This is a genomic window from Rhodococcus sp. 05-2254-6, from assembly GCF_002258565.1.
Taxonomy (GTDB): domain Bacteria; phylum Actinomycetota; class Actinomycetes; order Mycobacteriales; family Mycobacteriaceae; genus Rhodococcoides.
This window is the reverse complement of sequence record NZ_NOZF01000024.1, coordinates 1-12,172: the sequence shown is the minus strand read 5'-3', so window position 1 is coordinate 12,172 and position 12,172 is coordinate 1. Positions and strand designations below refer to the sequence as shown.

Below are 12,172 nucleotides of genomic sequence, written 5' to 3'. Positions count from 1 at the left end.
GGCTGAACACGTCGGACACGCTCTTGGTGGATTCGACCTCGCCGAGAGACGCGCCCGCGGTCACGGTGTCGCCGATCGAGGGAAGCTGAACGAACACCACGTCGCCCAACTGCGCCTGCGCGAAATCGGTGATACCGATTCGCACCGTTGCAGGCCCCGTCCGCTGCACCCACTCGTGCTCGGGGGTGTAGTACAGATCAGCTGGTGTGTCGATGTCGCTCAACGCGGCATTCCCTTCGATCGTGGCCCGGGGCGAGCGGGCGGTCAGTTACCGGGCTGAGCGTATTGACGCGGGCGCGGATCCCGCAAGGCGGACACCGTGACCTGGTCCGACTGCGCGATGTTCGACGTCGCACCGTTGCGAGTCACCGTGTCGACGACCCCGCCGGGAATGTTCAGTGCCGACGCGAGAGTCGGCGAATCCCCGATGGCAGTGAAGGTGTACGGGGCACGCAGTTCTCTACCGTCGACCACGATCCGACCCGCGGAACCGGCGATCCACGAATCGACGCCGATGCGCACGGGATTTCCGCCGCCCTCGAGCTGGAGCGCTTCGGCACCTGCTGCGCGCAACTCCTGCATGGCGTCGAGCAGCACCTCCGATCCCACGCCCGAGTTCGGGTCCTCGATCACCAGTGTCACCCCCGGCCCCTGTGCCGCGACGGTGCCGACTTGAATCGACAACGCGGACAATCGTTCCTGCGCTTCCGCCACCGCCGCCTCCGATCCCGATCCGGACTGACGCAGCGTCGCCAGAGTGGCCTGCAGGGTGCTGATCTCGTCCCGGATCGACGCCTCGCGTCGGGTCAGGGTGTCCAGCACGACCAGCAGGTCCTCGGGCCGAGAGTTCTCCAGGCCATCAGCGGTGCTCGTCTCTCGTACCTGCGTGGCCAGGCCGATTCCCAGGACGCACAACAGCGCGAGCGCGAGAACACCGAATGCCGCTCCGCGCCTTCGTCCCTCTGCACCAGTACGTCGCGCGCGCCATCCGTGCCGACCGCCGCCTGCCGTCATGATCTAGGCACCGAACAGACGCCTGCGCAGGGCGGCGGCGTTGCCGAAGATGCGGATGCCGAGGACGACGACGATTGCCGTGGACAGCTGAGTTCCCACTCCGAGCTGATCGCCGAGCCACACGATCAGAGCCGCGACGAGGACGTTGAAGACGAACGAGATCACGAACACCTTGGCGTCGAAGATGCCGTCGAGGAAAGCCCGTACACCGCCGAACACCGCGTCGATCGCCGCGACGACGGCAATCGGCAGATAGGGAGCAACCACGGCGGGAACCTGCGGGCCTGCAACCGTCCCGATGACGACGCCGACGATCAGTGCGGCGATCGCGGCAACAGCGTAGACCCCGTGGGTGGGGGTGATCGGCGAATCGGACGGTTCGTGCACGTCGGACTCCGCCGGGTGGGCACTCGGTGGATCGTGCTCCGTCATCGTCGGCCTACCTCCTCTGCCACGAACGACTCTCTCACAGCGGCGGGACCGAGTTCGAGATCGGTTGCCGGGCGTACCGTGAATCCGACGTCGTACAACTGCGCCACCGTACTCATTCGCAGATAGGCGTCGCTGACGACGAACTGGACCTGGATGCGTTGGGGCGGCCCTATCGCCTCGATGGCGTAGGGCGAGTCGATCGGGCGATTGTCCAGCAGCATTGCCCCGCCTGCCTGCCGGATGGTCACGTTGGGTCCGACGCGAATACCGTCCACCGACACCGCCTCGGCCCCGCTCGCCCACAACGAATTGACTATTGCAGCGATGTCTCGATCCAGCACGGCTGCGCCCGAACCTCCACGAATCGACCGATCCGACGCGGCGTCCTCGGCCACCGGCTCGGTGACGACGACAGAGAGCCCAGGGCCGGTCACCGAATCGATGCCGGCGGCGGATTCGACAGCACTCAACCGGTCCAGCAGGGCACTTCCCGTGACATCGGACTGCAGAGCTCTGTCACGCTCCGAGGACACCTGCTCGACCAGTGCCTGTTGTGTCGCTTCCAATTCGGCGCTGCGATCCTGCGCGGCGCGCACAGCAGCCGACGCATCGGAGCCCGCACGGTCCACATCGGCACTGCCGGAAGCCAGCTGCGAGAACGCGATACCGAAAATCACCCCGATGACGACGGCACCGGCCAACAACCAGAGCGCCGCAGGTACTCGCGGCTTGCGGGTGTGCTGCGCCGTACGTTCGGCAGCCGCCGCGCCGTACCCCGGGTCCAGATGGTCGGTCAACAAGGACGTCAGCAACGACGGAACGGGATTCCTCTTGACCTGCTTTTCCGGTCGTTCCGCAGGCTCCACTCCTGACCGTCCCGGTCGTTCCGCAGGCTCCACCGTCAGGTGCCGGCCACTGTCGGATCGACTGCCCTGGCGACAGCGATCGCCTTGCCGAGGTACAGCAGACCGGTCCAGATGTACAACGCGGTGCCCCAGATCAGCAACGCGTATCCGAGCGGTCCTGCGGCATCGGCCACCGAATTGCTGCCGGCAGAGACCAGGAGGACCGGCAGCGCGATCATCACCACGAAGGTCGCGGCCTTACCGAGATAGATGACGTCCGGAGGCGGGAGGGATCTGCGGCGATAGACGAACATCGTCAATCCGAGTACGGCATCGCGACCGATGAGTATCGCGGCAACCCACCACGGAATGATGCCGCGCAGCACGAACGCCACCAGGGTGCTGACCACGTAGAGCCGATCGACCAACGGATCGAGAACTGCACCCAGCTTCGATGCCTGACCGAGCATGCGAGCCAGTTTGCCGTCGAGCCAATCGGTTCCACCGCTGACCAGCAGGAGCACCAGCGCCCACCCGTCGGCCTCGGGGCCGAGCATGAGGTAGAGAAACAGCGGAACACCCAACAGCCGGATTGCGCTGAGAAGGTTGGGAACGGTCGCGATGCGATCCGATACCTCGAGCTCACGGTCGTTCGTCATCGGCGATCACCTCCTTCTCGTGCTGCTCGTCGCGGCCTGACCGCTCGGGCTTGCGGCCACGTTAGCGCCACGCGAACACCGGCTGCTCGAAGTCCGCGACTCGGGTGTGTCGACCATGCAGTGCCACTTCACGGAACTGATGGACGATCGCGCCGGTCGGAGCATGGATGGCACCCGTTCGGTACGGCCACCGAATGACCGGACGCGTCGATTCGGGTATCGACACGAATTGGGCGTCGACGTCGAGTTCGTCGACTGTCACCTCGAACACTTCGGCCACCTCGTCCTCGCTGGGCAGCAACGTGGACGAGTAGTCGCCGACCCACACCACGAACGGAGTGATGACGTATCCGGATCGGGTGACGTAGTCGTCCAACCTACCGAGCACGTCGGTCTCGTCGGCACGAATTCCCAACTCCTCGGCCAATTCCCGCAGACAGGCCTGCATCCGAGACTCGCCCGGGTCCACACCTCCGCCGGGCAACGCGTATTGGCCCGGATGTGCGCGCAACCGATCCGGCCTCCTCGTCAGCAGCATGCGCCTGTCCCCCGGCGGTCCACCGACCGCAACGGCAACGGCGGCGGCGCGGAGTCCGTCCGTTTCGGCGGTGCGGTGGGAGAAGCGGGCGAGTTCGCGCGCGACGGAGGCACGATCGAGCAGGTCCTCGTTCGGCCTGTCGGAATTGTCGACGGTCACAGCACGAACCCTAGAGGCCGGGCAGGATCAGCGGGTGTCGGCAGGACGGGCAGCAGGGGGAAGCATCTCGTCCGGCGATGCCGGCCAGCCGAGTGGCTCGTCGGCCAGAGCGGTCAACTGTTCCACCTGCGTTCGGCACCAGGGTGATACGTCGATGGTGCCGCCCCGCACCCCCGCGGAGAACTCACGCCACGACACCCATCGAGTCTCCTCCACCTCGTCCGGATCGGGATCGAGTGTCGCGTGCTCGTCGACTCTCACGCGGTACACCGGGCATATCTCGTTCTCCACGATTCCGTTGTCCATGACGGCCCGGTACCGGAAGTGCGGCAGTACCAACTCGGCGGATTCCGCATGCAGGCCCAATTCTTCGCCGATTCGGCGCAGTACGGCGTCGTCGAGTTTCTCACCGGGTGCCGGGTGGCCACAGCACGTGTTGGTCAGCACCCCTGGCCACGTCGTCTTGCTCGACGCTCTGCGTGTGAGAAGAACTGCGCCGTCCGATCTCACCACGTAGCTGGAAAATGCCAGGTGCAGTTGCGTGTCCAGCGTGTGGACGGTGGTCTTGTCGTGCGTGCCGACGGCGCGGCCTTCGTCGTCCAGCAGCACCACGTGCTGCGCTCGGGATCGATCCATCGTTCCATCGTCCCACGGCCTGCGCGGCGGTCTACTGTCGAACCATGGGACGTGACGAGAACACCGACAACGAGAACCCGACAGACGCCGAGAAGGCATCGGACACGCCGAAGGGCGGCCGACCAGGACCCGTGGACGGCGGCGGCGGAGGCGGAATGGCGACGCGGGAGAACGCGCCCGAGATCGCCGACGACTCTGTCTGAGATTCGCCACACCACCGCTGTTTGAGAAACGGAGTTTGCGTCAATACCTCCGACGTTCTCGCGCTGCGCGGGCACACGAACCTCCACGACCGGAAGGACCTCGATGAGCATCAACGACGACGACATCACCACCACGGGCGGAGCCGCAGGCGAAGGACCCGCCGACGGCGGATCGAACCCCGGTGGCCATGACGGCGGAGCAGACGGCCCCGCCGGAGCCGGTGAAGGACCCGCCGACGGCGGATCCAACCCCGACGGTCACGACGGCGGAGCAGACGGCCCCGCCGGAGCGGGCGAGGGCCCGGCCGACGGTGGATCGAACCCCAACGGACACGACGGCGGTGCGGACGGTACCGCTTGAGCACTGAGTCGAGCGGCGAGCGCGGATCGGATCATCGGTCCGCGCTTCGTCGTCTCACCGGTACCGACTTCAGGACGTTCGCGGACCGGTTCTGGGGTACAGCTCCCAAACTGACCCGATCCGCCGAGCTGTCGGACTCGTTCGACGATCTGATGACACTCGACGCGGTCGACGAGCTGATCTCCGAACGCGGAGTACGCACTCCCTTCGTGCGGATGGCCAAAGACGGTCGATTGCTGGACAAGTCGCAGTTCACGTCGTCCGGCGGGTTCGGTGCCGAGGTAACGGACCAGGTCGACTCCGCAGCGGTGCTGGCAGCCTTCGCGGCCGGAAACACGCTGGTACTTCAGGGCCTGCATCGGCTGTGGCCGCCGCTGATTCGTTTCGTCGGTGATCTCGTTCGCGAGCTGGGCCACCCCGTGCAGGTGAACTCGTATGTGACACCGGCTGCATCGCAAGGCTTTTCACCGCACTACGACGTACACGATGTGTTCGTCGTGCAGATCGCGGGCACCAAGCGGTGGAGCATTCACTCCCCGGTGCACGTGCATCCGCTGAACAATCAACCGTGGTCGGACCGACGGTCGGCCGTCGAAGACCACGCATCGAACACTCCCGAACTGGACGTTGTCCTCGAGCCCGGCGATGTGCTCTACCTGCCGCGCGGGTGGATCCACTCGGCGCAAGCGCTCGGTGACACAACCGTGCACCTGACCATCGGCGTGGCGTCGTACAACGACTACGACCTCGCCCACCACGTGCTGAAGTCGCTGGGCGACGTCGAGAGTCTGCGCGCTCCCCTTCCCGCCGGCCTCGACCACTCCGACCCGGAGTCCATCGCTGCGCATGTACACCGAGTCGTGGACGCCATGCGCGCCGCGCTCGACGAGATCGACCGAGACCCCGACGCGATACGTCGACTGGCCGAACGCGTCGCTGATCGTCACGACGAGCTCGTCCGACCGGAACCGGTGCGCCCACTGGCAAGCGTCGCTGCAATGGGATCGTTGCGGGGCGAGGATTCGATCCGACTACGGCCCGGCGTGTTCGCGCGTGTCGTGCGATCGGCCCACGCAGTGTCCGTGGTCGTGCGCGCCAAGACCGTGACGATGCCGCCCCAGTGCGCAGACGCTCTCGACCTGCTGAACCAGGGCGCACCGTGCCGCCTCGATGCCCTGCCCGGACTCGACACCGACGACGCGTTGGTGGTTGCGCGCAGACTGATCCGCGAGGGCATCGCCGTGCCGGCCGAACGATAGCCGTCAGGTGATGGTGATTCCACCGTCGACCGCGATGGTCTGACCCGTCACGTATCCCCCGGCGTCCGAGGCGAGCCAGATCGCGGTTGCAGCCAGTTCTTCGGCATCGCCCTTGCGTCCGAGAATCATTCGCGGAGCCATCGAGTCGAGGTATCCCGGCTGGTACGAGTCCGTCATCTCGCTCTGGAAGAAACCTGGCGCAATAGCGTTGACTCTGATGCCTTTTCGCGCGCCCCACTGCTGCGCCAGATCGCGGGTGAGGCCGATGATCGCTGCCTTGCTCGCGCTGTAGGCCGCCTGCGGAAGGCCTGCGGTGGTCAGCCCCAGAATGCTGGAGATGTTCACGATCGAACTGCCGGGCGCCATCACCCGTCCGCAGGCCTGCGCTGCCCAGTACGACCCGTTCAAGTTGATGTCGATCACCGAGCGGAACTGCTCGGGTGTCTCACGGGTTGCGGGGTAGGCCGTGCCTACCCCGGCATTGTTGATGAGAATGTCGACCTTTCCGAACTCCTTCACCGCGGCCTCGACCATCGCGGTGCACTGGTCCGGGTCGACCACGTCGGTGGCGACCGTGATCGAACGCCCTCCGACGCTGTCGATCAACTCTGCGGTCTGCGCCAACTTGTCCACTCGTCGTGCGGCGAGCACCACGTCAGCTCCCGCCTCGGCGGCTGCCTTGGCGAATGCCACGCCCAGTCCGGAGGAGGCACCGGTGACGATGACGACGCGTCCGTCCAGGCGAAATTTGTCCAAGATCGACATGTTCGATGAATCTCCTTGTTTTCGACTCAGAACCAAGCGGGTGACATATCGAGGGTGGTGCGGTCCAGTCTCGCCAACAGATCGAGCTGAACGTCCACCTTCGGCAATTCGTAGACGTAGAAGTATTTCGCTGCAGAACGCTTTCCGTCGTAGAAGTCTCCGGACTTCGTGCCGACCGCCAGCAACTGCTCGAGCCACATCCAGGCGATGACGGTGTGCCCCATCGCTTCGAGGTAGGCCGTGGAGTTCGCCAGCGCCACGGCGGCGTCGCCGGTACCCCACACTGCCGCGGTGACCTCGACGATTCTGTCCAAGCGTGCGTGCAGTTCGGCGGCGTACCGAGCAGCGTCACCGCCTGCTGATTCGGCCCGCGCCACCGTCTCCGCGATGTGTTCGGCCAGCAGAGCCAATCCCGCGCCGCCCTGCATGATCACCTTGCGCCCGAGCAGATCCAATCCCTGAATACCGTGTGTGCCTTCGTGAATCGGGTTGAGGCGATTGTCGCGGTAGTGCTGCTCGACGTCGTAGTCGCGGGTGTATCCGTAGCCGCCGTGCACCTGAATGGCCAGGCTGTTGGCTTCGAGGCACCACTGAGACGGCCAGCTCTTGGCGATGGGCGTCAGTACGTCGAGCAACAGTGTCGATCGTGCTGCTTCGGCATCGTCGGATGCCGAATCCTGATGGTCGACCAGACGCGAACAATAGAGTCCGAGGGCCAGCGCGCCTTCGACGTACGACTTCTGCGCCAACAACATTCGACGAACGTCGGCGTGTTCGATGAGCGCGACAGGGGGTGCTGCCGGATCTTTCGCACCGAGCGGTCGTCCCTGAGTACGCGTCTTCGCGTACTCGACCGACTTCAGGTAACCGACGTACCCGAGCGCGATGGCCAGGAATCCGACACCGATACGGGCCTCGTTCATCATGTGGAACATGTACGACAAACCACGGTTCTCCTCGGCGACGAGGTAGCCGACAGCTCCGGATTGCCCACCGGGAGAGTGGGTTCCGTCGCCGAACGCCAGCAGGGTATTGGTGGTACCGCGGTTGCCCATCTTGTGATTGAGTCCGGTCAACACGATGTCGTTGCGTTCGCCCGTACCGCCGTCGCCGTTCGGGAGGAATTTGGGAACGATGAACAGGGAGATTCCCTTGACTCCTGGCGGTCCTCCCGGGGTCTTGGCGAGCACCAGGTGGACGATGTTCTCGGTGAGTTCGTGATCTCCACCCGAAATCCACATCTTGGTACCGGTGATGCGGAAGCTACCGTCGTCCTGCGGCACTGCCTTCGTCGTGATGTCCGCCAGTGACGATCCGGCCTGCGGTTCCGACAGACACATGGTTCCGAACCAGCGCCCGTCCAGCATCGGCCGGACGTAATCACGGACTTGATCCGGCGTGCCGTACGTCGCGATCAGGTTGGCGTTGGCCATGGTGAGGAACGGGTACGAGGAGGTCCCGGCGTTGGCGGCCTGGAAGAACGCCATCGCTGCCCGAGAGACGGTCGCAGGCAGTTGCATCCCGCCTATCGACTCGTCGAACTGCCCGGCGATCAGACCCGCGGACGCATAGACATCGAGCGCTTCCTTGACTTCGGGTATCAGCTCGACCGAACCGTCCGCATTCATCGTCGGCTCCTGCGCGTCCGCCTTCTTGTTGTGCGGCGCGAAGTGCTTGCGGGCGATGTCCGCACTGAGGTCGAGGACCGCGTCGAAGGTCTCCTTCGAGTGCTCCGCGAAGCGCGGTCGAGCTGTCAGTGCCGCCACGTCCAGCCATTCGTACAGCAGAAAATCCAGGTCGCGTCGCGAGAGGACGTCCGACATTCACTTCTCCGATCGCGAGGGGTGACAGGTGCGCGACGGTGACGAGCACTGTGACGCACATGACTGTGGTTTCACCATACAAGTCTCGATCTCCCGCTTTCACCGAGTACCCACGGGAGCTGCCACCCCCCATGAGAGTCCGCGATCCGGGCCCCAAAAGTGCAGTGAGCCAGACTTTTACGACTTATCGGACTATGAGGAGCGTCACGATTGGCGAGATGCCCGACGGCATATACTTACCTTTGATAACGATATTGAGCGACAATCGCGAGGTCCCCGAACGATCGGCGGGCTTCGTCGGAGGGAGTCGAGCATGCCGCACACACTGGACGTCGACAGCCGACAGGATCGACAGAGCAGGCAACGCAGTCGGTTCCAGGAGCTGCACGAGACCGTCCGGGAGTTTCGAGCCGCGGAACCGGACAGCGCCGTGGCCGATGCCGCCCAGGAGTTGTCGCCCAACCTGGCCCGAGTGGTTGCCGAGATCATGACGCGTTACTCCGATCGGCCGGCCCTCGGCCGCCGAGCTCGAGAGATCATGAAGATCGACGACGTCGACACGTTTCACCTTCTCCCCCGGTTCGACACCATCACCTACGGCCGAGCCTGGAGCGATGCCGGCGCACTGGCCTCGGCGCTGACGCACGACGCATTCGGTATCGCGCGAGGAGACTTCTTCGCAACCCTGGGATTCGCGAGCGCCGACTATGTCGTCGCGGAACTGGCCACGATCCGACTCGGTGCGATTGCCGTTCCGTTGCAAGCCGGTGCCACTGCAGGCCAGCTCTCGGCCATCGCCGACGAGGTCGAACCCGTCGTTCTCGCAGCAGATGTCGACAACTTGTCCGTTGCGGTCCAGGTTGCCACGCATTGTCGGTCCATTCGGCGAATCGTCGTCCTCGACTACGACGCTGCGATAGACGCACACGCACGGACCATGAAGTCCGCGCTGGTCGATGCCGAGCAGGTGGGAGTCTTCGTCCGGCCGCTCACCGACCTGGTTCGCGACGGCGCGCAACTGCCGGAAATCCCGCTCCCCGACGACGAGGATCCCGACCGACTCGCGACGCTGATCTACACCTCCGGCAGCACCGGAACGCCCAAGGGAGCGATGCACACCGAACGAATCGTGTGCGGAGCCTGGACCGGTGCCTGGCACCACACCGGAGCTTCCTCCGAATCCACGGACCAGCCGGCTTTCCCTGTCATCACTGTCGACTATCTCCCGATGAGTCACCTGGCCGGGCGTGGTCTTGTCTTCTCGACGCTGGCGGCCGGCGGCACCGTCCACTTCGCAGCGGCGAGCGACCTGTCCACCCTGTTCGAGGATTTCGCGCTCGCTCGGCCCACGATGGCCCTGTTGATCCCGCGGGTGTGCGAGATGATTCGGCACAACGTCCTCGCCGAGATCGACCGAGAGGTCGAACGCTCTGCAGGTGGCGATGCCGACAGGACGCGTCGAGAGATTTTGGAGCGCAACAGGATCGAGCAATTCGGTGGACGTGTCCTGGCAGCGATGGTCGGCACCGCACCGATTGCTCCCGAGGTCAAGGACTTCGTCACGGAGCTGCTCGATATCGAGGTCCGCGACAACTACGGCTCCACCGAAGCCGGGATGGTGTTGCACGACGGCGTCGTGCAACGTCCACCGGTGATCGAATACAAGCTCGACGATGTGCCCGAACTCGGTTACTTCTCCACCGACACACCGCATCCGCGCGGTGAGCTCCTGCTCAAGACGGCGTCCATCATTCCCGGTTATTACAAGCGTCCGGACGTCACGGCCGACGTCTTCGACTCCGGGGGCTTCTATCGCACCGGTGACGTCGTCGCCGAGATCGAGCCGGACCGACTCGCCTACGTCGACCGACGCAAGAACGTTCTGAAACTGGCTCAGGGCGAGTTCGTCGCACTGGCGCGCCTCGAATCCCTGTTCGGTACCAGTGAGCTGGTCGATCAGATATTTCTCTACGGCAACGGCCAACGGGCGTATCTGTTGGCGGTCGTCGTTCCGGCCCAACCGGATACCACCGCGGGTTCGGTCATCGAATCGCTGCAACGGATCGCACGCACGGAAGCGCTGAACTCGTACGAGATTCCGCGTGAGGTCATCATCGAACACGAGCCGTTCACACAGGAGAACGGACTGCTGTCCGGTGCGGGCAAGCAACTGCGTCCCAAACTCGCCGAACGTTACCGAGACGAACTCGAGCGTCGCTACGCAGAACTCGAATCGGGTCAGAACGACCGGCTGCGCGAGCTCAGGCGCAGTGGTGCCGATGCCCCGGTCCTGGCCACGGTCGGCGATGCCGCCCAAGCCCTGCTGGGATGCGCTGGGTCCGATGTTCGCCCCGATGCCCACTTCAGCGACCTGGGCGGAGATTCGTTGTCGGCGTTGACGTTCTCGACGCTGCTCCGTGAGATCTACGACGTCGATGTTCCGGTCGGTGTGATCACTGGGCCCGCCATGGACCTGGCAGCGCTGGCCGAGTACATCACCTCGGCCCGCGACACCGATTCCGACACGGCCACTTTCGAATCGATCCACGGCCGCGGCGCAACCATCGCCGAGGCGTCCGACCTGCGACTGTCGGCATTTCTGGACGACACCCTCCTCGACGCAGCGCACCACATCCCGGGCCCGCGGGACCAGACCAGCACAGTGCTGCTGACCGGGGCCAACGGATACCTCGGTCGCTTCCTCTGCCTGGAATGGTTGGAGCGCATGGCCGAGGTCGGCGGAAAGGTGATCTGTCTGGTGCGCGGACGCTCCGATACCGACGCGCGAGCTCGACTCGATGCGGCCTTCGACAGCGGCGACGCAGACCTGTCGGAACGCTATCGAACCTTGGCCGACGCTGCGCTCGAGGTCGTGGCAGGCGATCTCGGGACACCTCGGTTCGGCGTGGACCCTGACGCGTTCGAGGCGCTGGCCCAACGGGTGGATCGCATCGTGCACCCTGCAGCGCTGGTCAACCACGCACTGCCGTACGAGCACCTCTTCGGCCCCAACGTCGTCGGCACCGCCGAGGTGATTCGGCTGGCGCTCACCGACCACGTCAAGCCGGTGACCTACCTGTCGACGGTGGCCGTCGCAGCGGGCGTCGAGAATTTCCGGGAGAACGGCGACATCCGTGTGGACAGCCCGTCGCGAGCTGTGGACGATTCCTACGCCAACGGCTACGGAAACTCCAAGTGGGCCGGTGAAGTGCTGTTGCGCAACGCGTTCGACGAGTTCGGCCTGCCGGTGTCGGTGGCGTAGAACGTGTGAGGAGCCAGGCCGGTTGCGACGACCGAGAGGATCAGACGCGTGAACACGTCCGGCACGTTGAGCTGACCGGTCCATCTGCTGTGCGCCAGGATCATGTCCGAGCGAAAGACCGACACCGGCAGGCCGAACTCGTCGAACGCGTTGCGCAACAGCACTTCACCGGCCCACTTGGAGTTTCCGTAGCCGTTGGCGTAGGAATCGTCCACA

The 12,172-nt window shown here is 64.9% G+C and carries 13 protein-coding genes and 1 pseudogene; 4 read left to right on the top strand and 10 right to left on the bottom strand.

Features of this window, described 5'->3' with window-relative positions; genetic code table 11:
- The 7 genes from CH256_RS03090 to idi form a co-directional block, all read right to left on the bottom strand.
- The coding region (locus CH256_RS03090) for a glycine cleavage system protein H (protein ID WP_373454769.1) at positions 1-223 on the bottom strand (223 nt) is incomplete at its 3' end.
- Positions 224-264: 41 nt separating this feature from the next.
- Entirely contained in the window at positions 265-1,014 is a 750-nt protein-coding gene (locus CH256_RS03085; protein WP_068047424.1) for a DUF881 domain-containing protein, read from the bottom strand.
- A 3-nt stretch (positions 1,015-1,017) separates the two neighbouring features.
- A complete protein-coding gene (locus CH256_RS03080) occupies positions 1,018-1,446 on the bottom strand; it encodes a small basic family protein (protein ID WP_082898627.1) in 429 nt (142 codons plus the stop codon).
- The gene (locus CH256_RS03075; RefSeq protein WP_256989341.1) at positions 1,443-2,312 is read right to left on the bottom strand and encodes a DUF881 domain-containing protein; all 870 of its coding nucleotides are present in this window, start codon (positions 2,310-2,312) and stop codon (positions 1,443-1,445) included. Before CH256_RS03075 ends, CH256_RS03080 begins: the two co-directional genes overlap by 4 nt.
- 35 nt (positions 2,313-2,347) lie before the next feature.
- The gene (locus CH256_RS03070; RefSeq protein ID WP_068047429.1) at positions 2,348-2,950 is read right to left on the bottom strand and encodes a CDP-alcohol phosphatidyltransferase family protein; all 603 of its coding nucleotides are present in this window, start codon (positions 2,948-2,950) and stop codon (positions 2,348-2,350) included.
- 61 nt (positions 2,951-3,011) lie between these two features.
- Positions 3,012-3,647, bottom strand: coding sequence for an NUDIX hydrolase (locus CH256_RS03065; protein WP_179271980.1), 636 nt, complete (start codon positions 3,645-3,647; stop codon positions 3,012-3,014).
- A gap of 27 nt (positions 3,648-3,674) precedes the next feature.
- Positions 3,675-4,283, bottom strand: coding sequence for an isopentenyl-diphosphate Delta-isomerase (gene idi / locus CH256_RS03060; protein WP_094668842.1), 609 nt, complete (start codon positions 4,281-4,283; stop codon positions 3,675-3,677).
- A 44-nt stretch (positions 4,284-4,327) separates the two neighbouring features.
- Here idi and CH256_RS27925 point away from each other — a divergent pair, with 44 nt between their 5' ends.
- The 3 genes from CH256_RS27925 to CH256_RS03050 all read left to right on the top strand — a co-directional run bounded on the left by CH256_RS27925 (position 4,328) and on the right by CH256_RS03050 (position 6,106).
- Positions 4,328-4,486 (top strand): hypothetical protein, encoded by a 159-nt coding sequence (locus tag CH256_RS27925; RefSeq protein ID WP_179271979.1) that lies wholly within the window; start codon positions 4,328-4,330, stop codon positions 4,484-4,486.
- 103 nt (positions 4,487-4,589) lie between these two features.
- A complete protein-coding gene (locus tag CH256_RS03055; RefSeq protein WP_032398144.1) occupies positions 4,590-4,847 on the top strand; it encodes a hypothetical protein in 258 nt (85 codons plus the stop codon).
- A complete protein-coding gene (locus CH256_RS03050; RefSeq protein ID WP_094668841.1) occupies positions 4,844-6,106 on the top strand; it encodes a cupin domain-containing protein in 1,263 nt (420 codons plus the stop codon). Before CH256_RS03055 ends, CH256_RS03050 begins: the two co-directional genes overlap by 4 nt.
- A 3-nt stretch (positions 6,107-6,109) precedes the next feature.
- Here the strand turns inward: CH256_RS03050 and CH256_RS03045 are convergent, their stop codons facing one another.
- Both CH256_RS03045 and CH256_RS03040 read right to left on the bottom strand, forming a co-directional pair.
- Complete coding sequence (locus tag CH256_RS03045) at positions 6,110-6,871, bottom strand: SDR family NAD(P)-dependent oxidoreductase (RefSeq protein WP_068047438.1); 762 nt, start codon at positions 6,869-6,871, stop codon at positions 6,110-6,112.
- 26 nt (positions 6,872-6,897) lie between these two features.
- Positions 6,898-8,694 carry an acyl-CoA dehydrogenase gene (locus CH256_RS03040; RefSeq protein ID WP_068047440.1) on the bottom strand — a complete coding sequence of 599 codons (1,797 nt, stop codon included), beginning with the start codon at positions 8,692-8,694 and terminating at the stop codon, positions 6,898-6,900.
- Positions 8,695-9,007: 313 nt separating this feature from the next.
- Here CH256_RS03040 and car point away from each other — a divergent pair, with 313 nt between their 5' ends.
- The gene (gene car, locus CH256_RS03035; protein WP_306438697.1) at positions 9,008-11,956 is read left to right on the top strand and encodes a carboxylic acid reductase; all 2,949 of its coding nucleotides are present in this window, start codon (positions 9,008-9,010) and stop codon (positions 11,954-11,956) included.
- Here the strand turns inward: car and CH256_RS03030 are convergent.
- Positions 11,941-12,172: pseudogene (locus CH256_RS03030) on the bottom strand (SDR family oxidoreductase); the annotation flags it as partial. The gene car and the pseudogene CH256_RS03030 sit on opposite strands and share 16 nt — an antisense overlap.